Here is a 22,021-nt window from a genome sequence, read left to right as displayed (position 1 = left end):
AGGCGTTGAGCTATGGAACGGCTGCCGGGAGGACTGTTGGAGGCGGGCGAGCGGCGACGGGACTTCCGCTTCAAGCCGGTGGACGGGGCGCTGGAGATGGCATTGCTCGAAGCGGCCCGGACCGCGCCTTCCACCCCCGCGGCGGTGACCGCGGTGTTGGCCACCGCGCTGGAGGCGCTGGCCGGCGGGCCGGCGAGCACCGAGCGGGTGCGCCGCCTGTGCGTGGCCGACCGCCAGCACCTCATGCGTGCGCTGGCGGTGCACTTTGGTGAGCGCCACGCCTGGATGTCGGCCCGCTGTGCCGGCTGTGGCGAGGCCTTCGACTTTCAGCTCGACCTGGCCTGCCTGCCCACCGATCCGGCGGGGCCGACCTTTCCGGAGGTGGCGGTGGACTGGCAGGGCCGGAACTGGCGCTTTCGCCTGCCCAACGGCGCTGACCAGGAGTCGTTGGCCGAGGCCGGTGATGTGGAGGCCCTGTTGCAGCGCTGCCTGCTCGCCCCCAGTGGGGCCGACGTGGCCGAGTTGGGTGAGGCGGGGCACGAGGCCGTCGACCGGGCCATGGACGCCGTCTCGCCCGGGGTGGTCAGCCAGGCGCAGGCGCCGTGCCCGCACTGCGAACACGACAACCGCGTGGTGCTTAACCCCTACAGCCTGTTGGGGCGCGCCCCGGACAGCCTGCTGGCGCAGGTGCACAATCTGGCCACGCATTATCACTGGAGCGAGCGGGAGATCCTGGACCTTCCGCGGGAACGGCGCGAGGCCTATCTCAGGCTGATCGACCGCGCCAGGGGGATGACGCAATAGGCCATCGCAAGGAGGCCGCATGCGCTTTTTACACGATGTTCTGCGGGACGCGCGCCGTCCCCTTCGCCCGGGGGGGACCACCCTCTGGCGCAGCCCCGCCGGGGAGGCGGAGCCGGACGAGAGTCCGGCCCCACCGCCGGAGGAGGACGAGGACGGTGCAGCAACCGTGTACCGGTTTCAGAAGGCCGGGGAGGGGCGACCTCCCCAGGTGTCGGAGCGCGGTAAGCCGGCCGGGAGAGCACCCTCCGGCAATACCGCTCTCCCTTTGCCCGGCGCCCGTCACAGGGCAGAGGCCGGGCCCCCCGTCGCCGGGGAGCAGTATGTTGAACGTCGAACTACGGTAAATGGAAAGACTGGGTCGATGAACAAACCGGCGACTGCCGTGCGTGACCGCAATGGGATCGCAGGTGAAAGAGGATCTGTTGATCGGTCTGCAACGGTTGACGACAACGCACGGTCCGTAGACGTACACAGTGCTTCGACGACTTTGGAAAAGGAAAGACTGAGCGTGAAGGCTGAAGTCACGGAAACCGGCAATGAAAAGGAAAGTCCTTCAACCGCAAGACGACTGGAGACAGCTGACTCAAACGCCAGTGTGAGCAAGCGGTCAACGAGAGGGAATCCGGGAGCCGACACCCCTTCTGAACCCTATACCCGCCCCCGGCGGGGCACCGGTGCTCCGCCGAGCGGGGTCGACCGGACCGACCCGCCGGAGGCCCCGGCCACTGAGGGGTTTCCGGCGTCCGGCCCGGCCCCTGTCGGGGCGCCCTCGACGGGCGGGTTCACCGCCACTGCGGACCGGCCCGAGCCGGCGGCAGCACCCGAGCCCGTCGAGGCGGTCACCCGGGCGGAGCCGTCCGGCGACCCCTCCGGCGACGGCGCCGCCTTCCACGCCGGCCCCGCGCCGGAGCCCGGCCCGGAGTCGACGCATGCGGCCCGGTCAACCCCACAGGTCCGCATCGGCCAGGTCGAGGTGGTGGTGGTCAACGCCGACCCCCCGGCCCGGAAGGGGCGCCGCCCATCGACATCGGATCGCGCCGCACTCTCCCGTAACTACCTGCGGAGGTTTTGACGATGGCCCTGGTGGCCTCCTCCGTGGCCCAGGTCTGCAAGGGCCTGGCGCAATACCTGGGTGGCGAGTTCGACGGTCTGGATACCAAGGTCCATGTGCTCCTGGGCAGCCCGGGGGATGCGGCCACCTCCGAGCAGGATGGCGAACACAACCTCAATCTCTTCTTCTTCCGCTTCGAGCCCTCCGGCTTTGATGGTGACACCCTGCCGGGCGAGACCCAGTACCTGCGCATGTACTGCCTGGCCACCCCCTTCGCGGTGGCCGAGGAGGCGGTGAGCAGCGGCGAGAACGACCTGCGCATCATCGGCGAGGTGCTGCGGGTCTTCCAGGAGACGCCGGTGTTCCAGTTGGAGGCGGACGGTGAGCCCTTCCACCTGCAGGTGGTCTTCCAGACGCTGGGCGTGGAGCAGATCAACCAGCTCTGGGCCACCCAGGGCGACACCATTTACCGCCCGTCGGTGCTGTTCGAGGTCTCGCTGGCACCGGTGATCCCGCAACATCGCCACGTGGAGCCGCCCCGGGTCGGCACCCTGGGCCTGGAGGTGGGCGGCATGGCCGGGGGTGGCACCACCACCACCGCCGGCGCCACCGTCACCCGCATGCGTCCCGAGACCGGTCGCGAGGACTGGGCCCCGGCCGCGAGCCTGGTGCACCAGGGGGCCCTGGTGCAGTCGCTCACCTTCGCCGTGGGCAGTGACGAACTGGCAGGGTTTACCCCGCAGGTCTGGGTGGTGGGAGAGCCCGGTACCGAGGTCACCCTGCGTTGGGAGGTCTGGGACGACCAGCAGGGCTGGCAGCCCCACCCTGGGGGCACCGAGGTCACCCTGACGGAGGCGGCCATCCACCCCGAGGGGCTGGCGGACGCCAGCCTGCACACGGTGGCGCTGCCCTTCGATGACCGGTCCGGCCAGCTACTGCTCTATGCCGAGCGCAGTTACCCGCGGGCGACCGACGGCCGCACGCTGCTGCGGCGCTCCAACCCGCTGCTGATCACCCTGTACCAGGAGGGCGCATGAACGCCGCGGCCGCCGCCGACGAGGCCCTGCCCATCGCCGAGCAGTTGCAGCCGGAGTGGGACCGGCTGCAATACCTCGGTTACTGCCTGTCGCGCAGCCGTCAGGGCCAGGACCCCGATCGGCCGGCACTGAAGCAGCTCCAGCGGCTGCAACACCAGGTGGAGCGGCTACGGGCCCCGGACGGTGCCTGGGAGCGCGCCCTGGGGCTGGGCCTGGAGCCTGTCGAGTGGGACCTGTTGGCCTGCGTCCTGGGGCCCGATATGGAGCCGCGGGTGGGCTGGATGTTCCAGAATCTGCAACCGGGCAGCCCGCAGCCCTACCCCTCGCGGGCCCTGGTCCAGGAGCTGCTGGCGCTCGCCCCGCACCAGGCCCGGCTGCTGGAGCAGGCCCTGGACGCCGGCGCACCGCTGCGCCGTCGCGGCCTGCTGCGCGCCCGCGACGGCGATCCCTACGCGCCGCTCACCCCGGAGCCCGGCCTCGGTGCGCGCCTGCGCGGCGTCCGCCAGGCGCCGCCGGCGCCCCCCGGTGCGGTGCCGGTGGACAACCCCGCCGGCTGGGACGACCTGGTGCTGCCGGCCCCTCACCGGGCCCAGTTGCGCGAGTATCTGATGTGGCTGCAGCACCGGGAGACGGTGGTGGAGCGCTGGGGCGGCCAATCGGTGGGCGGGCCCATCGCGCTGTTCAACGGCCCCTCCGGCACCGGCAAGACCCTGGCCGCCAGCGTCATTGCCAACAGCCTGGGCTGGCCGCTCTACCGGGTGGACCTGGGGCGCCTGGTCAGCAAGTACATCGGTGAGACGGAGAAGAACCTCAACCAGCTCTTCGACGCCGCCCACCGCCAGCCCATGGTGCTGCAGTTCGACGAGGCCGACGCCCTGTTCGCCAAGCGGGGCGAGGTCAAGGAGGCCCGCGACCGCTACGCCAACATGGAAGTCAGCCATCTTCTGGCGCGCATCGAGGCCCACCGGGGCCCTTGCATCCTCACGACCAACATGCGCAAGCAGATGGACAGCGCCTTTGCCCGCCGCTTTCAGATGGTGGTGACCTTCCCGCGCCCCGGCGTCGCCGGGCGGGCCGCACTGTGGGGCCGGTTGCTGCCGCCGCGGGCCCCGCGGGCGCCCGACCTGGATCTGGAACTGCTGGCCCGCTCAGTCAACCTCACCGGCGGCGGTATCCGCAATGCCGCCCTGCACGCCGCCTACCTGGCCGCCGGGCGGGAGTGCGCCATCGGTCTGGCGGAGGTCGCCCTGGCGGTCTGGCGGGAGCTGGGCAAGGACGGCCGGGAACAAACCCCCCGGGAGCTGGGTGATCTGGCTCCCCACCTGCCTCAGGAGGTGCTGCATGATTGATATCCACCACCTGCGCCTGCAACTGCCCGAGGGCTACGCCGGGCGCGCGCCGCATATCGTACGCCTGCTGGGTCGGGCACTGGCGGACGCCCCCACGGCCGGATCGGCGGACCTGGCCCGGCTCCAGGTCGGCCCGGTGACGCTGCCCGCCGGGGCCAGCGACCGACAGGCTGCCGACTGCATCGCCCGCGCCATCCGGGCGCAGCTGCCGGGGGCGGTGTGACCATGGGCCGGCATGTACGCGGCGTCCTGGTGGAGTACGCGCAGAGCGCCTCCCCGCTCACCCTGGTCTTCGAGTTCAACCCGGAGACCCTATCGCGCAGCCGCAGCGTGGAGATCACCCTGGCCGACACCCCCGCCACCCGGGGCGGCTACGACTTCCAGTCGCCCTCCGAGACCCCCCGCGTCTCCCAGGGGGTGAGCGTGGAGCCGGAGGGCTTCGATGTGGAGATCCTCCTGGATGCGACCGACCGCATGGGGCAGGGCGACCCGGTGGCCAGCGCCTCCGGGGTGGAGCCGGAGCTGGACACCCTGCGCTCCATGGTCGAGCCCAAGGTGCAGGGCCCGGACGGGATGCAGACCCTGGCCAGCCTGGGCATGGGCGGGCAGCGCGCCTTCCAGCGCGACGAGAGCGCCTCGGTGCTGCTGTTCCTCTGGGGCAGTCATGTGCTGCCGGTCTTTCTCAAGGGCATCGACGTTCAGGAGACGGCGCACCTGCCCAGCCTGGTGCCCTACCGGGCGACGGTGACCCTGAGCCTGCAGGTCATCGAGGGCAACAACCCCTTCTACCGCGAGGAGAAGATCCGCCAGGCCGCCAGCGCGGCGCTGCACAGTGCCACCGCCCCCGGCCATCTGTCTGGAGGGATGAGCTGATGCTGTTGCGCCAGTCCCGCTACCATAAACCCCGCGCCGCCCGCCGCTTCAGCGCGGGGGCCGACGGCGAGCCCGACTTCCCGGGGATCCGGCCACGCGCCATCGGGCCGGCCAGCGGCGTGATCGAACACACCATCGCCAAGGGCGAACGCCTGGACGCCCTGGCCCATTACTACTACCGCGACAGCCGGTTGTGGTGGCGGATTATCGACGCTAACCCGGACCTGCTCTTCGCCGGCGTGATCCTGCTGGATGAATACGCCGGCGAGACGCTGCTGATCCCCCGGGCGAGGGAGTAGGCCATGGTGCTCGATCTGCTCAGCGGCGAACAGCGGGCCCCGGCGGAGTGCCGGATCTACCTCCACGACCAGGAGGTGCCGGAGTACTACCCCTTCCTCCGCGAGTTGGAGGTGGACACCAGCCGGGAGGAGGCCTGGACCGCGACCCTGCGCCTGGCCACCGTGCGCGATGAGCTGGGGAGCTGGGGTATCCAGGACGACGCGCTGTTGCGGCCCTGGGCGGAGATCACCCTGGCCATCGTCTTCGGCGATGACGAGGAGCGCCTGTTCAAGGGCTATATCCGCGAGGTCAACGCCGACTTCCCGGAGAGCGCCGGTGAGGCGGAGGTCGTGGTCGAGTGCCAGGACCAGTCCCTGCGCCTGGACCGCACCCACCAGCGCGAGCCCTGGGGCGACGAGGAGGCCCCGGTCAGCGACCGGGTGATCATCGAGGAGATCCTCAGCCACTACGGCCTCGCCCTCAGCCCGGACAGCAAGAGCGGCCAGCAGGGGCTGGTGGAACTGCCGCAGGACAGCTCCGATATCCAGTTCCTGCGCAAGCGCGCCGAGGAGAACAACTACGAGCTGATCTTCTACCCGGACGAGGTCTACTTCGGGCCCTACCGCCTGGACGGCGCCGGGGCCCAGGCCACCATCCAGGTCTACGCCGGCCAGGCCACCAACTGCCTGCGGCTCAACGTCAGCGCCGACGGCCACCTGCCGGACCTGCTCCAGGTGGAGGTGCCGGCGGAGCGCGAGGATGACGACTCGCGCACGCTGCAGATGTTCTCCACGCTGCCCCCCATGGGGCCGGAGCGGGCCGACAGCCGGGGCGGCGGCCTGGAGCCCAATGTAGACACCCTGAGCGGGGAGGGGGGCGATGCCGCCGAGCAGCTCGAGGCCCGGGCCCAGGCTCGCATCAACGAATACGACCTGCACCGCCTGCAGGCCGACGGCGAGCTGGACGGCAGCCTCTACGGCCACGTGCTGCGCCCGGGCCGGCCGGTGCCGGTGGACGGCCTGGGCGAGCGGCTGAGCGGGCTTTACTACGTCGACCGGGTGGCCCATCACTTCAGCCCCGACGGCTACTTCCAGCGCTTTCAACTGCTGCGCAACGCCTACGGCGACAACGTGGAGACCGCCGCCCCGGTCGCTTCCCGGCTGGCGGGGGTGCTCTGAACGGGCGGCGGCGGGCCCCAACGGGCAACGCAACAGAGGAGGACGACGGTGGACGATGTCATCAAGCAACTGGTCCGGCAGGCCCAGGAGCGGCGCTACGGCAAGTACCGCGGGGTGGTGGTGGACAACGCCGACTCCCAGCGGCGCGGGCGGGTCCAGGTGCGGGTGCCGTCCGTCTGGGGGGATCGCATCAGTCACTGGGCGCTGCCCTGTCTGCCCTTTGGCGGCAAGGAGGGCCAGGGGCTGTTCTCGGTGCCCGAGGTGGGCGCCCAGGTCTGGGTGGAGTTCGAGGGGGGCGATACCGAGCACCCCATCTGGACCGGCACCTTCTGGCGCAACGCCGAGGAGGTGCCCGACGAGGTGGCGCGCGAGTCCGATGCCGCACCCAGCACCCGGGTCTTCCGCACCCCCAAGGGCCACCGGCTGGTCTTCGAGGAGCGGGACGATGCCGAACAGGTGCGCCTGGAGCACGGCGGCGGCGCGCACGTGGACATGAACCCGGAAGGGGGGCTGACGCTCACCGACGCCGGCGGCGCCACCGTGGTGCTGGACGCCGAGAACAACCAGCTTCGGGTGGAGGATGCCAACGGCAACACCCTGGTGCTCACCACCACCGGCACCACCGTGGAGGACGCCAATGGCAACAAGATCGAGATGGCGCCGAGCGGCGTGACCGTGAAGGGCGCGCAGATCGTGCTCGATGGCAATCAGGTGATGCTGGGCGGGGCCGGCGGCGAGCCGCTGATCAAGGGTCAGAGCTTCCTGAGCCTGTTCGCCACCCATGTGCACACGTCGTCCGTCTCCGGAAGCCCCACCTCGCCGCCGCTGCCCCAGGGCGAGATGAGCACCCTATCGATGAAAGTGCTGACCGGTTGAGGTGACCATGGAGCGACGGCTGAGCAACCCGCCCTACCTGGCCTTCCCGCTGCGGATCGAGGCCGACGGCCCGCGCCTGGCCGACCGCGCCGGCCACATCCGCGGCCAGATCGAGCAGGTGTTGTTCACCCTGGCCGGGGAGCGGGTCTTCCGGCCCGACTTCGGCGCCGGGGTCAAGGCGCTGCTGTTCGAGCCCAACGACTCGCCCCTCTGGGCGCTGACCCGGCGCCGCCTGATCGCCTCGCTGGCCGACGCCCTGGCCGGTGAGGTGGACCCGAAAACCATCGAGGTGCACGTCACCGGGGAGGAAGCCCGCCTGCTGATCACCGTCAGTTACACCCTGGCGGCGGTGGGCCACCGGGAGCGCCACCAATTCGCCGTGGGAGAGCCGTGATGGCCGACAGCCCCGAGATCGAGCTGCAGTTCCAGGAAGGCTGCGACGACTGCGGTCGCCGGGAGGTCCGCCTGCCGCCACGGCTGCCGGCGCTGGGCGATGACTTCGACTGGGACCTGCGGGACTACGACGGCTTCCGCCTGTTCATGCTCGAGGAGCTGGCCGCGCGCTTCCCGGAGCGCAAGCGCTGGACCCCGGCCGACCTGGAGGTGGTGCTGGTGGAGGCGTTGGCCGCCGTGCTCGACCAGCTCTCCGACACCCTGGACCGGGTGGCCGGCGAGGCCTACCTGGAGACCGCCCGGCGCCCCGAGTCGGTGCGCCGGCTGCTGTTGATGATCGGCTACGACGCGCTGGGGCTGCGCCGGCGCCAGGGCCTGCCGCCCTTCGACGGGGAGCACGACGGCGACCCGATTGCGGCCATCGAACGCCTGGAACAGTACTGGCTGGACCATCCGGAGGACATGGAGCGGGACCGCCAGGAGGGGCCGCGCCAGATCCACCGCCAGCACCGCATTGTCACCACCGCGGACTTTGTCACCCGGCTCGAGGCCCACCCGGTGGTGGAGCGCGCCCAGGCGGCCGAGACCTGGAACGGGAGCTGGTCGCTCATCCAGGTCGCCGTCATCCCCTGGGCCCGGGTGGGCCTGGACGCCCCGCAGGACTACGACGATGCGCTTTGGACGCGCATCGAGCAATTCCACGCCGAGCGCGACCTCTACCTGCCCGGGCGCGACGGCCGGCCGCCGGTGCGCAGCCTGCTGCGCCACTACCTGGACGATTACCGCATGGTCGGCCAGGAGGTGCAGTTGGTGCCGGCCGAGGAGGTGGGCTTGTCGCTGTCGCTCTCCATCCAGGTCGCCCCTCACTACTTCCAGTCGGAGGTCCGCCGGGCGGTGGAGCAGGCCCTGGGAACCGGCCCGGGGGGGTTCTTCGAGCCGGGCCGGCTGCGCTTCGGCGAGGATGTCTGGGCCGGCGACCTGTTCCAGTACCTGATGGCGCTGGACGGGGTGGAGAACCTCTGCCTCAACCGCTTCAAGCGCATCGGTACCCGCTTCCCGGACATGAGTGGGACCGGGCGCATCGCCCTCAACGGCCTGGAGCTGGCCGTCTGCGACAACGAACCCGAACACCCGGAGCGGGGCTATTTCCACCTGCGGCTGCACGGCGGGAGGCGGGGCTGAGATGGCCGATGATGATCTGACCCGCTGGAACCGCGCCGGCCTGAGCCGCTTCCGTTACCTGGACGGCAATGCCGCCACCTTCCTGGAGGAGCTGCGCGCCGGGCTGCAGGCGCGCTTCCCGCGTTGGCCGGCGGTGGCCGGGGAGGGACCCCCGGAGGAGGACGAGCGCGAGTGGCGGGCCCGCCTGGAGCGACACTACCAGGCCGACCGGGACGACCTCCTGTGGCAGATCGGGCGTGGCTTCGCCCGCGCCAGCCACGTGCTGGGCGAGCACCTGGACGTCTACGCCAACGAGGCCACCCTGGGCACCGCCGGCGAGTGGGAGAACCTGCGCAAGCTGGTGGCCATGCTCGACTACCACCCGCGGCCGCCGGCCTCCGCGCACACCACGCTGGCGGTACTGGCCAAGAAGGCCGGGCCGCTGGCGGCCGGCTTTGCGGTCAAACACAGCCCGGCGGACGGTGCCCCGGTGGTGTTCGAGACCCTGACCGACCTGGACCTGGACCCGGTGCTCAACGCCGTGCGCCCCGCCGATCACGACCGCAATCCGGCACCGCTGCAGGGGCAGTACCTGGAACTGGCGGGCGAGCACGACAAGCTGACCCGGGGCACCCCGCTGGTGGTGGAGGACACCCGGCGCGGCAGCAGCCGCGCCCACCTGATCCAGTCGGTGACGCTGGACGAAGCGCGCGGTGTCACCCGGGTCCGGGTGAGCCCGCGGCTTTCGTCCCGTTACCGGGTGGGCGATGTCCGGGTGCACGTCCTGCCCAAGGAGCGCCTGGCGGTTACCGGCCCGGTGCTGAAGGGCGCGGTGCTGGGGCACAGTCTGCGGCTCGGCGACGACACCGGAGACCTCAAACCGGGGGAGACGCTGGTGCTCAGCAACCCGGGCCACAAGGCGCGCTTCCTGCGCGTCGACCGGGTCCGGCCCCGGCTGCTCAGCTTCAAGACCCCCCTGGGCAAGACCTACCTGGCCGGCGCGCGCCTGTCCCGGCCGGTGGAGGTGCCGGTGGTCCGCCGTGCCGGGGTGCCCTGGCGGCGCCGCATCGAGGCCGGTGACGACAAGGGCAAGAACCTCTACGTGGTGTTCGTCGCCGGCGACTGGCACCGCCTGCAGAACCAGTGGGTGGCCCGCCGCCCGTCGGCCGTGGACACCGCCCTCCGTTCATTCAAGGTGACCCGCGCCCACTACCAACCGGTGGGCGTGCCGCCGGAGGCCGATGACTCGCCGGCCTGGGAGGGCTACACCGCCCTGAGCCTGGTGGGCGACGAACTGGATAACAATCCGCAGTACCTGCTGGCGGTGCCCGAGTCACCCGGCCCCTGGGCCCCCGACCCCCTGCTTGAGCGGGCGGAGGGCGGGGTGCGCGATCCGCTGATCAGCGAGCACAGCAAGCACGCGGCGCCGGGCGATTTCGCCGTGCTGGTCTGCGGCGGCGCGATCGCCTGGGCCCGGCTGGGGGCGGTGGCCGAGGACGAAGAGGGCGAGCGCACCACCCACCATGCCGCCGGCGGCGCCTGGCGGGACAGCGGCGGCGGCCCGATCCATCCCGACAGCTCGGGGGCGCGTGAGGGCGGGCCCTTCTACCGTGATGCCTCGCAGCTCTTCGTGCACTTCACCGAGACGGTGCGGCTGCACGACGGGCAGCGCAACCCCACGCCCCTGCGCGGGCGCACCCTGCCGGTGTCTGATCCGGACGGGGTGCTGGCCGCTCGCCTGGGCCAGGGGCATCGCCTGCTGCTGGACAACGGCAGCGGGGCGACCACCGCCCGGGTGGTGAAACTGGAGGGCGGCGATCCCTTGCGCCTGACCCTGTCCGAGCCGCTGCCGGACGACAGCCGCCACGACAATCTGGTCCTGTACGGCAATGCGGTGCCGGCCGGCCACGGCAGCGGCAAACCGGAACAGGCCCTGGGCAGTGGCGACGCCACCGAGCGTCACCCGGCCTTCGAGCTGGCCGTCAAGGATGTCAGCTTCGTCGCCGACCCCAGTCAGGCGAGCGGGGTGCGGGCGGCGGTGGAGGTCACGGTGGATGACCGGCGCTGGACGCAGATCGCCAACCTCAAGGACGCCGGGCCGGAGGACGCCGTCTACACCGCGCGCCTGACCGAGGATGGCACCCTGCAGGTGCGCTTTGGCGACGGGCGTCACGGGCGCCGACTGCCCACCGGGACGAATAACGTGCGCATCCACTACCGCCAGGGCGTGGGCACCCGGGGCAACCTGCCGCCGGGCTCGCTCACCCAGCCCCAGCGCCCCCACCCGCGGGTGGCGTCGGTGCGCCAGCCGCTGCCGGCCGGTGGTGGCGCCGACCGCGAGCCGGAGGCGGACCTGCGGGAGAGTGCCCCGGCCACCCTGCTGACCCTGTCCCGGGCCGTCTCGCTGCGCGATTTCGCCCGCCTGGCCCGGGCGCACGCCAGCATCTGGCAGGCCAACGCCTTCTCCCGGCCCACCCGGCGGGAGCGCCGGGAGAGCCTGGAGGTGGTGGTGGTGCCCGCCGAGGGGGCCCGCCTGACCAGTGAGCTGCGCGACCAGCTCACCCGCTACCTGGGTACCCACGGGGTGCCGGGGGTGGACCTGCGGGTGGAGGATTACGTGCCGGTGGTGATCGGGCTCGATATCACCCTGCGCATCGACCTGGATGCCTTCGACCCGGAGCCGGTGATCGAGGCGGTGCGCGCCGCGCTGGAAGAGGCCTTCTCACTGCGACGCCGGCGCCTGGGCCAGCCACTCTACCGGGGCGAGGTCTTCCAGGTGGTGGAAGGGGTGCGGGGGGTGGCCAACTCCAGTTGCGAGATCAGGGTGGTCTCCGTGGGCACGGAGGGTGAGGCGGATGGCCTGCGCCAGGTGCTCACCTCCGGCGGCGTGGTCCGCGTGCTGCAGCCCGGACCCCGCCAGTGCCTGCACCTCGCCCCCGGGCGGCCCGACATCGCCATCGAGACGGAGGCCTACCAGCCATGAGCCGCAGTTCCCTGGCCGACCAGCTCTACCAGCTGCTGCCCGCCGTCTATCGCGAGCGTGACCGGCCCGGCGGGGCCAGCCGCGGCGGGGCGCCCGGCGGGGGCGAACCGCCGGAGGCGGGCGCCGCGCCCGGCGAGGTGGGTGACCTGGAGGCCCTGCTGCAGGTCTACGGGCGTTTCCTGGACCGCTGGCGCAATACCCTCGACCAGCGCTATTACGACAACTTCCCCGACCGCGACCCGCGCCGGGATGACCAAGGCCGCGAGCGGAACTGCCAGTCCTGGCTGCTGCCGTACTTCGCCCGGCTCATGGACGTGGACCTGGTCTCCCCGGACAGCGAGGGGCAGCGCGAGGAGGTCACCCACGCCGTGGCCTGGCGTCAGCGCAAGGGCACCCGGGTGGCCACGGAGGCGATCGCCGAGGCGGTGGGCCGCATGGAGACCGCCGTGCAGGAGGGCTGGCAGCGGGTGGCGCGCACCCCCCGCATCGGCGACCCGCTGCTGCCCGAGGCCCACTACGGTGTGGCGGACCCCATCCCCGACGACGCCTCTCCCGCGGAACGGGCCCGCCACCCGGGCCTGCCCGCCGTCACCCCGGATCTGCGCTATGCCTCGCGGTCGCTGCGCACCCGGCCCGGGGACCCGGCGGCCCGGCGCACCCTTTACGCCGGTGAGCCGCAGCATTGGGTGCAGGCCAACCCCGGCGGCGTACCCTGCTTCCCCGGCAGCCACCAGGATGTCTCTCGGCGCACCCCGGATCTGCGCACCCCCGACGCCGGCCGGGGCCACTTCCACCCCCGACGCGCGCTGCTTTACCTGGCCCCGCCGGACGGTCTGTGTCACCCGGACCCTCAGGGCATGCGCTGGGAGGCGGTCTGGGAGCGGGTGGGCACGCAGGCGCACTACCGCGACGACGAGATCGAGTACCACCGCCGGACCATCCACTGGCGGGGCGAGGAGTGGACCTGCCTCGACCTGCGCGCCCGCACCGAACGGCCGCTCAAGCTGCTGGGGCGGGAAGGGCTGGGCCCACAGGTGGACGGCGACCGGGTGCTGTTCCGTCTCCAACACCTGTGGCTGCCCCACCGGCTGGCCCTGGAGCGGGGGAGCCTGGCGCTGCACGGCTGCGCCCTGCGCCACCTGGCCGTCACCACGGCGGGCCACGGCGGACCGGCGGTGGCGGCGCGCGGCTGCCTGTTCAACACGCTCCTCGCCGCTGGGGCGGAGGCGGAGCTGGAGTACTGCACCGTGCTCGACCGGCTGGTGGCGACGCGGTTGTGGATGAGCGACAGCATCAGCGTGCCGGTGCCGCGCGGGGTGGAGAGCGGCGGCGACCTGCCCGCCGCGGGCTGTATCCGCTACAGCCGACTGCCCTTCGTGCCCGAGGCGGAATGGCGCCACCAGGGCGAGCCCTCGGCCCTGCGCCTGGCGCGCAGTACCCACCGGCAGGCGGTCTTTCTCGAAGACCGCTTCGGCGAGCCCGGTGCCGGGGTGCTGCACTGGCACTGCCCCGAGGCCATCACCCGGGGCGCCGAGGACGGCGGCGAGATGGGTGCTTATCACGACGCCCGCCACCAGCTCCGCTGGCAGGCGGTGCGGGACAAACTGGCCAATTACCTGCCGCTGGGCATCGAGGCGGTGCTGATCCCCGACCCCCGGTTGCAGTGTCCACCGCCCTACCGGCGATAACCCACCACGGAAAGCGCAGAGCGAGAAAGACCACTATGAAGACGCAGACCTCGCAACCGTCCCACCGCGACCACGGCCAGTACAGCGGCGTCTACCTGCAGCAGGGGCGGATGATCACCGACGCCGACTGGAACGCCCTCGGCGAGATCGGCCAGCGCCGGCTGGTGGGCGCCCTGTGGGATGCCATCGCCAGCGGCGCTCCGCGCGAGGGCGGGCTGCGGTTGTCGGACGACAGCGGTCTGCGCCTGCACCCCGGCGTGCTTTACGTGGGCGGCGTCCCCGCCCGGCTGACCGGCGACGGGCCGCTGGCGCCGGGGGAGCAGCCCGATTACCCGGATCCGCCCCCCTTCGACGGGCGGGACCTGACGCTCTACGCCGACGTCTGGGAGCGTCCGGTCACGGCCCTGGAGGACCCGGCCCTGATGGATCCGGCGCTGCACGGCGCCGATACCAGCAGCCGGGGCGAGACCCTGCTGCAGGTGAAGTGGTGCCCGCGCGGGCTGGACCCCGCCGACCCGGCGGTCAACCCGCCGCTGGGCGATGCCCCGCTGGCGCTGCGGCTGCGTCACATCGTCGTCGGCGATGACCCCTGCGACCCCTGCGCCAGCGAGATGAACCTGGACGAGCGCATAGGCAACTACCTGTTCCGGGTGGAGGTGCACGACCTTTTCCTGGACGAGGCGGGTGAGCGGCAGCTGGTGCTGAAGTGGTCCCGCGACAACGGTGCCGAGGCCCACCAGGCCGATAACGTCCCGGAGGGCTTCGACCGCGGCGACTGGGTCTGGGAGTTCTTCGACGAGGCCAGCGAGCGGACCCTGGGCCGGCATTTCCCGGAGGACTACCGGCCCCGGCGCGGGCGCCTCACCCCGGCGTTCGAGCGCCCCCCGGAGGGGGAGCCGCGGGCGTTCGTGCGCCAGTGGGACGGCTTTCTTCAGCTCAACCTGGACCGGCCCGCCCTGGTCAGCGGCGTGGACCGGGGCGCCGAGCTGGACCCGGAACTCGACCCGGACGCCCACGGCTGGGCGGGGATCGACGCCGGTGTGCTGGCCGTCAACGGCGAACGCCTGGAACTCCGGCTCGCCTTCGCCGACCGCCAGTTCCTGCCCGGTGACTGCTGGCAGGCGGCGGTGCGCGAGGCGGTGCAGGGGCCCGGCGACTACGTGCTCGGCGACGAGCATACCGGCGAACCGCCCCGCGGGGTGCGCCACCGCTACCTGCCTTTGGGCGAGCTGGACGGCGACGGCGCGCTGGTGCCGCACGGCGACGCGGAGCGCCGCCGTTTCAACTTCCCGCCGCTCACCGACCTGGCCGCCGCCGACGTGGGCTTCAGCGAGCGCTGCGAAGCCCTCTATCGGGGCGCGGAGAACGTCCAGCAGGCGCTGGACGCGCTCTGCGACATCGCCGCCGAGCACATCGCTTACCGGTTGCCCGATTGCGAGGGGGAGGAGGTGACGGTCAAGCGGCTGTTGGCCGAGGCCCTGGCTGAACGTTGGCCGGATATCGACAGGGACGGCCGGCTGAGCGTGCGGGACATGCTCGACGGCTTGCTCTGTCACCTGGACAGCGCGGCGCTGCCCCACGACGTGCCCGAGTGCCGCGATGGCCGCCGCAGCCTGCGCGAGCGGCTGCGGATTCCCGCAGGGCGGACCACCACCGCGGAACCGCTCAACCGGTTGCTTTGCGATACCACGGCCGATCACCTCCCCCTGGGCCGCGAGACCGAACTCTGTCCGGACCTGGACCGGGAAGGCGTGGAGACGGTGCAGGACGCCCTCAACACCCTCTGCGGGCGCAGCGGTGGTGGCGGCTGCGCGCAGGTGGTGGAGCCGGGGGAGCTGGCTCGGACGCTGAAGGTGCTGATCGAAGAGCGGCGGGAGAGCATATGGCTGTGTCTTAAACCCGGCGTGCACGAAATCCCCGCGGACCTGGCGCTGCATACGGCCCGGCATATCCGGATCAGTGGTGGCGGGTATCACGCCTGTGGCATCCGCCTGGAGGGTGGAGAGTGGGCGTTGCAGGCACCGCAGATCCAGCTATTCGATCTCGGTATCGAACTGCCCGACGACGGCGAGAGCCGGGTCCACCTGAGCGGGGACGACATTACCCTCCAGCGGGTACACGTGCTCGCCCGGGAGGCCGAGGGGGGCGGCGGCCAGCGCCGGCCACTGCTCCATATCGATGGGCAGCTTAAGGAAGGTATTGGGCTTATCCGCCTGGAGGACTGCCGGCTCACCCCGGTGGATCGGGGCTGGGCGCTGTTGCTGGAGCGGGTCTACCAGGTCGCCTACATCCAGAATAACCATATCGACGGTCTCGTGCGCTACCGGCATGGGGTGGGCAAGCCGGTGGACCCGGCGAGCCAGCGCATCGACTATGTGGACCTGCGCAGCGGAGACACGCCCGAGCCGGTGGCCGACGGGGATCGGGAAGGTGACACCGGGGGTGATGTGCCCCGGCCCAGGCCGGGGACCGGCGGAGGCCCGGTGGTCCGGCCCATCCCCATCCCGATCCGCGACCCCATCCTGAACCGGCGGCTGCCGGACCGCGTCGCCGACGCCGAGGGCAGCCTTCACGTCAACAACAATTTCATACTGCGCTGGACCAGCGATATGGAATCCGGCTTCGTTCGGGTGGACGACCGGGATCGGCGCTTCCTGGCCCGGGCGGTGACCGGTCCGGCCATCTTCACGGTCGCCCAGAACACCTTCGGCATGCGGTCCAGCTTCATTGGCGGCCGCCTTATGGCCCAGGGTAATCAGCTGGTTGCGCTGGAGGACGACAGCCGCAATACGCCGGCCCTGTGGTTGCTCTGCAACCAACTGGTGGCCCATGGCCACATCGGGCCCGGGCTGGAGGCGCGCCATACGGCGGTGGACGATGCGATCGGCAACAATCTGATGGCGTTCGCCTCACTCAACCAGAACGGGGACCAGACCTGAGCCGGCTCGCCGGCAGGGGGAGCCATGGTGGCCTTCGCCCAGCAACAGCGCGCGCAACCGGCACCGGCCCGGCGCCCGCAGCCGGTGGCGAAGCCCCATAGCCAGCGCGCGGCCATCGCCGCGGTGATCGGCCAGGCGGGCCTCCAGCCCCGGCTCAAGCTCGGTGCCCGCGACGACCCGCTGGAGCGCGAGGCCGAGCGCACCGCCGAGCGGGTGACCCGCGGCCCGGCGCCGGCATCGGACGACCCGACGGCCCCCGGCGCCGGGTCGCCCGATGCCGCCCGCCGGGCGCCTCCCGCCACCGCTCCGGTCGCGAGCGGGGCGCACGGTGCCGCGCCGGCGGACGCCCCCGTCCCCCTGCCGGAGGAGCGGGAGGAGGAAGCCCCCGGCGCGGCCGATGCCCTGCCGGAACCACTGGCCCGGCGCATCGGACACTTGCAGCAGGGGGGGCGCCCGCTGCCGGAGGACCTGCGCGCCTTCATGGAGCCGCGCTTCGGGCAGGATTTCTCCGCGGTGCGCATACACACCGACGACGAGGCCGCCCGCCTCTCCGAGGCCATCCACGCCCACGCCTTCACCCTGGGCGAGCACATCGCCTTCAACCGCGGCGCCTTCCGGCCCGACAGCCGTGACGGCCGGCGGCTCATCGCCCACGAACTGACCCACGTGGTGCAGCAGCGCAGTGCGGGCGTGGACCATCAGGATGCCACTGCCCCGCCGGTGCGGCGGTCCTGGATTGACAGCTTGCGCCGAGGTGGTCGCCGGTTGGTGGGGGCCGGGATCGACATGGCCAAGGGGGCGTACGACCGCCTCACCGGGGCCGTGGGCGATATCTTCGACAAGGCCGGCAACTTCATTGCCTCCAAGGGCATGGCGGTGGTGGAGAAGCTCGCCCCCAACCTGGCCCCCATACTCCAGGAGATCATCGACAAGGGCCCGGTGGGGTGGCTCAAGGACCGGGTGGCCGCCGTATTCGACCGGCTGGTGGAGGCGGTCACCCGGCTCACGCCCGAGGGGTCGGTGGAGCGTCTGAGCGAGCTCTTCTCCGGCATGCTCGAGCGGGCGGGCGCCATCGTGGAGGCGCTGGCCTCGGGGGACTGCGGGCCGCTGTTCGATGCCATCCGGCGGCTGCGCACCCTGGTGACCGATGCGGCCGGGGCGGCCTGGGACCGGCTCACCGACTTTCTCGCCCCCGTCGGTAACTTTTTCGCCGATCTCTGGGAGAGCACCGGTGCCCGCGCCCTGGACTTCATCACCGGGGTGGCCGGTGACCTCTGGGACGGCATCAAGGCCCTCGGCCGTCGGATCTGGAACTGGACGCGGCCCATTCGCGAGACCCTGGGTGCGGCCTGGGACTGGGTCAAGGGCAAGCTATTCGGATCCAGCAACGACAGCAGCGGAAACGATCAGGGCGGCCTGGTCGGCTGGGTGCAGGACAAGGCCGGCGAGGCGTGGGACTGGATCAAGGCACGCACCCGGCCGCTCTGGCAGCCCATACAGCAGGGCGTGGAGTGGCTGCGGGAGCTGGTGCCGCCCGCTTTCGTCAAGCGCCTGGGCGAGGACATGCAGGCGCTCAGCAACGACCTGGGCACGGCCGAGCAGCAGATGGCGGGGGCCGGCGAGGAGGGCGGGCCGGGCGCTGGCGTGGCGGAGAACCGGGCGGCGCTGGCCAACGCGTTGCCCACCGTGGAAGCGGTGCTAGCGCGGGTGCGGGGCCTCCTGGTCGACTCCGGGCGTTGGCTGGTGGAGCGGCTTGGCGGGGTGGGGGATAAGGTGGCGGCCTTCTTCTCCGGTCTGCGCCAGTTGGACATCACCCGGCCCCTGGCGCGGGCGCTGGGCTGGCTGGAGCGGGGCATCGCCGGGCTCAGCCGCTGGGCGGAGAGCGGGGTAAAGCAGCTGTTCGACGGCCTGGTCGCCGGCTTTGACCGGCTGACGCCCTTCATCGAGCGGATGATCGGCGTGGTGCGCCGGTTGCTCTCGGTGGTGACCGACCTGATGCAGTTGCCGCAACTGGTGTTGTCCGCGGCCTGGCGGCTGATCCCGGAGTGCATCCGCAAGCCGGTGCAGGACTTCATCGTCAACCAGATACTGGCGCGCATCCCGGTCTTCGGCCAGCTCCTGGCCCTCCCGGACCTCTGGGAGAAGGTCAAGGCCAAGGCCATGGAGATACTGCGCAAGCTGTTCGTGGACGGAGATCTCGCCGCGGCCGCCTGGGCCTTCTTCCAGGCCGCACTGCGGCTGATCGGGCTGCCGCCCGAGCTGGTGGTCAGCCTCCTGGCCAACGCCGCGGCGGCCATCGGGCATATCCTGCAGGACCCCATCGGCTTCCTGCTCAACCTGGTGCGGGCGGCCGGGCGCGGCTTCTCCCAGTTCTTCAGCAACATCGTCGGCCACCTCAAGGCGGGGATAGCCGGCTGGCTGTTCGGCACCCTGCGCAAGGGCGGGATCGAGCCGCCGGAGGACTTCTCCCTGCGCTCGATCCTCGGGGTGGTGCTGCAGATCCTGGATATCACCACCGACCGGATCTTCGACCGCATCGGCCGCCAGGTGGGCTCCGGCGTGGCGCTTCGCATGCGGCGGATGCTGGAACACGCCTCCGGCGCCTGGCAGTTTCTGCGCACCCTGGTCGAGGAGGGGCCGGGCGCGCTGTGGGCGGCGTTGCGGGAGCGCTTGAGCGATCTGGGCGGGCAGGTGCTGGACAGCATCATCAACTGGGTGAGCGTCACCATCATCAAGCAGGCCAGTATCCGGCTCACCCCGCTGCTCGCCCCCACCGGGGTCTCCAACGTCATCGCCCTGGTGATGGAGCTCTACCGGGTGATCACGGCGCTGACCGCCCAGTTGCGGGCGTTGCTGGAGGTGGCGAACCGCTTCCTGGCCGGGGTGGCCGAGATCGCCTCCGGGGCGTTGGGCAAGGCCGCCGACTACCTGGAGGATGCCCTGGGCCGGGCGGTGCCTCCGGCGCTGGCCTTCCTGGCCCACTACGCCGGGTTGGGGGATGTCAGCAGCCGCATCCGCGAGATGGTGGAGGGGATCCGCGAGCGGGTCGACGCCGCCCTCGACTGGCTCATCGAGCGCGCCCTGCGCCTGGGCGAGGGCTTCGTGGAGCTGGCCCGCCGCGGGGGGCGGGCGGTGCGGCGCGGGGCCCGCGCCCTGGTCAACTGGTGGCAGGCCGAGCGCGAGGTGGAGACCGAGGGCGGGGAACGGCATACCCTGTCCATCGACGCGGAGAAGGAGCGCCAGGCGCTGACCATCGAGTCGCGGCCCACCCCCTACGCCGAATTCATCGCCGCCCTGAAACTGCCGGACGACGCCGCCGACACCCGCCGACGGGCGTTGGCGGCCGCGGAAGCGGTGGAGGGGCTTATCGGGGAGTCCCGCGACCTGGAGGGCCAGTTGGAGGCCTCGGCCATCGACGAGCCGACCTACACGGAGAAGCGCAAGGCACTCAAGAACAGGATGGATGAGGCCATGGACCAGCTCTCGACCCTGACCCGGGAGCTGCTGGAGCAGTCCACCGGGGGTTCGGTCGCCGACCTGCCTTCCACGCCGGCCATCTACGGCCCCAGAACCGCGGCGGGTTTCGGCAGCTCGGTGCGGGTGGAGTTGCTGACCCGCGACCATCCGACCGGCAGCACGCCGCGTAATGCGCCCGAGAACGAGAGCTGGAACCTGTTGCGGCGGCGCATGGACGGCGGGGGTACCTACTATGTCCGTGGGCACCTGTTGAATGAGCATCTGGGCGGCCCGGGGGATACCTGGGACAACCTGACGCCGCTCACGCAGGGTGCCAACAACCGGGATTCACAATCGATGCTTCACCGGTTTGAAGACCCGGTCAAGGACGCGGTGGAAGGGGGACAGGCCGTTAACTACATCGTCACCGCCAACTATGGCGTATCACACCCGCTGGTGGCGGAGGCCGAAGCCCACCGGACGGAGGAGGGCGATACCGACGCCGACGTGATCGCGGATATCATCCAGGCGGAGCAGCGGATCCCCCGGACCCTCGACTGCAGCTCGGAGAAGATAACGCCGGACGGCAAGGCCGCCGGCACGGTGGCGAGCCATCAGGTGGATAACCGTTTCAAGGCGAACGCCCTGGATGATTACAGCATCCGCGCCCGGCCCAAGACCCGGTTCTATATCGACGACGAGGCCCTTGCGGCCAAGCGTGCGGACAATGTCGGCCGGTTGGCCGAGCTGGACGGGGTGGATCACGACCTGGCACGGGCGATTGTCGACAATCGGCCGGATGGCGGTTACCGGCGGAGCGCTACGCTGAAGAAGGAGGCCAGGATGACCGACGCCCAGTGGGAGGCGGCCCGCAAGACCGATGCCTTTCATGTCCATTTCTTTCGACGCAGCTAGGGGACCTGAATGGATAGCTCGCACCTGGAACGACGACTCGCCGACCCCTACGCCTTCGCCCTCTTGCAGTGGCCAGCCACGCTGGGCCTGCTCGCCCTGGGCCACCAGGGCTGGTGGTTGGCGCTCACCATCCTCCTGGGCCTGTGGTTGGCGCTGATGCTGCTGGCCGCCTACGCGGGTGATCGCCCCGGCCGCACCGCCTTCGGCAACGCCATGCTGCTCAGCAACCTCACCGTGGCCGGCGCCTACTGGGCGCACCCGGGCCCCTGGGTACTCGCCTGGCTGGCGGCTACCCTGCTGTTGCTCTACGTGGCCCAGCGCGCGCTCTTTCGCCCCCCGGAGAGCGCTCATGAGGTCCCCCGGCCCGCCGGAGAGGCAGGCGATTAAGCCCCGACTCGGCGGTTGAATCGGGGGTTGGGCTAGAGGTCGGGTTGGGGCGGGCGCGTGGGGCGCACCCGCCGGTGGGGGTCAGTGGTGCGCGGCGACCGCGCCCAGGAACTCGCGGCAGAGTTCCGGGTTGGCGGCGTGGGAGATGTCACCCATGGACAGCATGCCTGTCATGCGCTTGTCGCTGTTGAGGACGGGGACACGGCGCACCCGGTGCTCTTCCATCAGGTGTACGGCATCCTCGATGTCGTCGTCCTCCCAGCAATAGATGATGTCCCGGGTCATGACATCACCCGCGGTCATGGAGGCCACGTCCCGGCCTTCCGCCAGACCCCGGCAGACGATGTCTCGGTCGGTCAGCATGCCGACCAGCCGATCGTTCTCACCGATGGGAATGGCGCCGATATCCTTCTCGCGAAAGAGCCGGGCGATCTCCATGATGGGGGTGTCCGGGGCACACCACTCCACGCCACGATGCATGGCTGCGTTCACTTTCATGTCAATCACCCTCCTGTTGCGGGGACCGCATTGACAAGTATAGTTCAGCCCCGGCGCGTCCTCAGTGCTCCCCGGCCGGCTGCTGGCAGGGATCGGTTTGTTTCAGGTTTGTAATGAAACTGTCATGAAAGCAGGGTACCGTGCGCGCCGGTAA

The 22,021-nt window shown here is 71.2% G+C and carries 16 protein-coding genes; 15 read left to right on the top strand and 1 reads right to left on the bottom strand.

All coding sequences use genetic code 11. The annotated features are described in order from the left end of the window. Window positions 1-12 precede the first annotated feature (12 nt). The 15 genes from MLG_RS08960 (at window position 13) to MLG_RS08885 (ending at window position 21,369) form a co-directional block, all read left to right on the top strand. Complete coding sequence (locus tag MLG_RS08960; protein WP_011629496.1) at window positions 13-804, top strand: hypothetical protein; 792 nt, start codon at window positions 13-15, stop codon at window positions 802-804. Between the two features lie 1,074 nt (window positions 805-1,878). Continuing rightward, window positions 1,879-2,892 carry a Pvc16 family protein gene (locus MLG_RS08950; protein WP_011629494.1) on the top strand — a complete coding sequence of 338 codons (1,014 nt, stop codon included), beginning with the start codon at window positions 1,879-1,881 and terminating at the stop codon, window positions 2,890-2,892. Next, window positions 2,889-4,241, top strand: a complete 1,353-nt coding sequence (locus MLG_RS08945; protein ID WP_011629493.1) for an ATP-binding protein — start codon at window positions 2,889-2,891, stop codon at window positions 4,239-4,241. The genes MLG_RS08950 and MLG_RS08945 overlap by 4 nt, the downstream gene beginning before the upstream one ends. Beyond that, the gene (locus tag MLG_RS08940; RefSeq protein ID WP_011629492.1) at window positions 4,234-4,464 is read left to right on the top strand and encodes a hypothetical protein; all 231 of its coding nucleotides are present in this window, start codon (window positions 4,234-4,236) and stop codon (window positions 4,462-4,464) included. The genes MLG_RS08945 and MLG_RS08940 overlap by 8 nt, the downstream gene beginning before the upstream one ends. Before the next feature lie 2 nt (window positions 4,465-4,466). Continuing rightward, window positions 4,467-5,114, top strand: a complete 648-nt coding sequence (locus tag MLG_RS08935; RefSeq protein ID WP_011629491.1) for a CIS tube protein — start codon at window positions 4,467-4,469, stop codon at window positions 5,112-5,114. Continuing rightward, on the top strand, window positions 5,114-5,413 hold the full coding sequence (locus MLG_RS08930; RefSeq protein WP_011629490.1) for a tail protein X: 300 nt from the start codon (window positions 5,114-5,116) through the stop codon (window positions 5,411-5,413). The genes MLG_RS08935 and MLG_RS08930 overlap by 1 nt, the downstream gene beginning before the upstream one ends. Window positions 5,414-5,416: 3 nt before the next feature. Beyond that, the gene (locus MLG_RS08925) at window positions 5,417-6,571 is read left to right on the top strand and encodes a phage late control D family protein (RefSeq protein ID WP_011629489.1); all 1,155 of its coding nucleotides are present in this window, start codon (window positions 5,417-5,419) and stop codon (window positions 6,569-6,571) included. 48 nt (window positions 6,572-6,619) lie between these two features. Then, window positions 6,620-7,447 (top strand): phage baseplate assembly protein V, encoded by an 828-nt coding sequence (locus MLG_RS08920; RefSeq protein WP_011629488.1) that lies wholly within the window; start codon window positions 6,620-6,622, stop codon window positions 7,445-7,447. Between the two features lie 7 nt (window positions 7,448-7,454). Beyond that, window positions 7,455-7,841 carry a GPW/gp25 family protein gene (locus MLG_RS08915; RefSeq protein WP_011629487.1) on the top strand — a complete coding sequence of 129 codons (387 nt, stop codon included), beginning with the start codon at window positions 7,455-7,457 and terminating at the stop codon, window positions 7,839-7,841. Further along, entirely contained in the window at window positions 7,841-9,022 is a 1,182-nt protein-coding gene (locus MLG_RS08910) for a baseplate J/gp47 family protein (RefSeq protein WP_011629486.1), read from the top strand. Before MLG_RS08915 ends, MLG_RS08910 begins: the two co-directional genes overlap by 1 nt. 1 nt (window position 9,023) lies before the next feature. After that, the gene (locus MLG_RS08905; protein ID WP_011629485.1) at window positions 9,024-11,984 is read left to right on the top strand and encodes a baseplate J/gp47 family protein; all 2,961 of its coding nucleotides are present in this window, start codon (window positions 9,024-9,026) and stop codon (window positions 11,982-11,984) included. After that, complete coding sequence (locus tag MLG_RS08900) at window positions 11,981-13,672, top strand: phage tail protein (RefSeq protein WP_011629484.1); 1,692 nt, start codon at window positions 11,981-11,983, stop codon at window positions 13,670-13,672. Before MLG_RS08905 ends, MLG_RS08900 begins: the two co-directional genes overlap by 4 nt. 35 nt (window positions 13,673-13,707) lie before the next feature. Further along, entirely contained in the window at window positions 13,708-16,611 is a 2,904-nt protein-coding gene (locus MLG_RS08895) for a DUF6519 domain-containing protein (protein WP_011629483.1), read from the top strand. Window positions 16,612-16,635: 24 nt separating this feature from the next. After that, the gene (locus MLG_RS08890; RefSeq protein ID WP_011629482.1) at window positions 16,636-20,982 is read left to right on the top strand and encodes an eCIS core domain-containing protein; all 4,347 of its coding nucleotides are present in this window, start codon (window positions 16,636-16,638) and stop codon (window positions 20,980-20,982) included. 9 nt (window positions 20,983-20,991) lie between these two features. Continuing rightward, window positions 20,992-21,369, top strand: a complete 378-nt coding sequence (locus MLG_RS08885) for a hypothetical protein (protein WP_011629481.1) — start codon at window positions 20,992-20,994, stop codon at window positions 21,367-21,369. An 81-nt stretch (window positions 21,370-21,450) separates the two neighbouring features. On the opposite strand, the gene MLG_RS08880 is transcribed toward MLG_RS08885, so the two are convergent. Beyond that, entirely contained in the window at window positions 21,451-21,867 is a 417-nt protein-coding gene (locus MLG_RS08880; protein ID WP_011629480.1) for a CBS domain-containing protein, read from the bottom strand. Between the last annotated feature and the right edge of the window lie 154 nt (window positions 21,868-22,021).

The sequence above is a fragment of the Alkalilimnicola ehrlichii MLHE-1 genome (assembly GCF_000014785.1).
GTDB classification, from domain to species: domain Bacteria; phylum Pseudomonadota; class Gammaproteobacteria; order Nitrococcales; family Halorhodospiraceae; genus Alkalilimnicola; species Alkalilimnicola ehrlichii.
The sequence above is the reverse complement of the archived record's forward strand: the minus strand, read 5'-3'. Positions and strand labels throughout refer to the sequence as shown.

Coding starts and splice junctions, on each gene's coding strand:
- MLG_RS08900 (WP_011629484.1), top strand. CDS start 11,981: ATGAGCCGCAGTTCCCTGGCCGACCAGCTCTACCAGCTGCTGCCCGCC.
- MLG_RS08940 (WP_011629492.1), top strand. CDS start 4,234: ATGATTGATATCCACCACCTGCGCCTGCAACTGCCCGAGGGCTACGCC.
- MLG_RS08880 (WP_011629480.1), bottom strand. CDS start 21,867: ATGAAAGTGAACGCAGCCATGCATCGTGGCGTGGAGTGGTGTGCCCCG.
- MLG_RS08890 (WP_011629482.1), top strand. CDS start 16,636: ATGGTGGCCTTCGCCCAGCAACAGCGCGCGCAACCGGCACCGGCCCGG.
- MLG_RS08885 (WP_011629481.1), top strand. CDS start 20,992: ATGGATAGCTCGCACCTGGAACGACGACTCGCCGACCCCTACGCCTTC.
- MLG_RS08915 (WP_011629487.1), top strand. CDS start 7,455: ATGGAGCGACGGCTGAGCAACCCGCCCTACCTGGCCTTCCCGCTGCGG.
- MLG_RS08930 (WP_011629490.1), top strand. CDS start 5,114: ATGCTGTTGCGCCAGTCCCGCTACCATAAACCCCGCGCCGCCCGCCGC.
- MLG_RS08950 (WP_011629494.1), top strand. CDS start 1,879: ATGGCCCTGGTGGCCTCCTCCGTGGCCCAGGTCTGCAAGGGCCTGGCG.
- MLG_RS08925 (WP_011629489.1), top strand. CDS start 5,417: ATGGTGCTCGATCTGCTCAGCGGCGAACAGCGGGCCCCGGCGGAGTGC.
- MLG_RS08910 (WP_011629486.1), top strand. CDS start 7,841: ATGGCCGACAGCCCCGAGATCGAGCTGCAGTTCCAGGAAGGCTGCGAC.
- MLG_RS08945 (WP_011629493.1), top strand. CDS start 2,889: ATGAACGCCGCGGCCGCCGCCGACGAGGCCCTGCCCATCGCCGAGCAG.
- MLG_RS08960 (WP_011629496.1), top strand. CDS start 13: ATGGAACGGCTGCCGGGAGGACTGTTGGAGGCGGGCGAGCGGCGACGG.
- MLG_RS08935 (WP_011629491.1), top strand. CDS start 4,467: ATGGGCCGGCATGTACGCGGCGTCCTGGTGGAGTACGCGCAGAGCGCC.
- MLG_RS08895 (WP_011629483.1), top strand. CDS start 13,708: ATGAAGACGCAGACCTCGCAACCGTCCCACCGCGACCACGGCCAGTAC.
- MLG_RS08905 (WP_011629485.1), top strand. CDS start 9,024: ATGGCCGATGATGATCTGACCCGCTGGAACCGCGCCGGCCTGAGCCGC.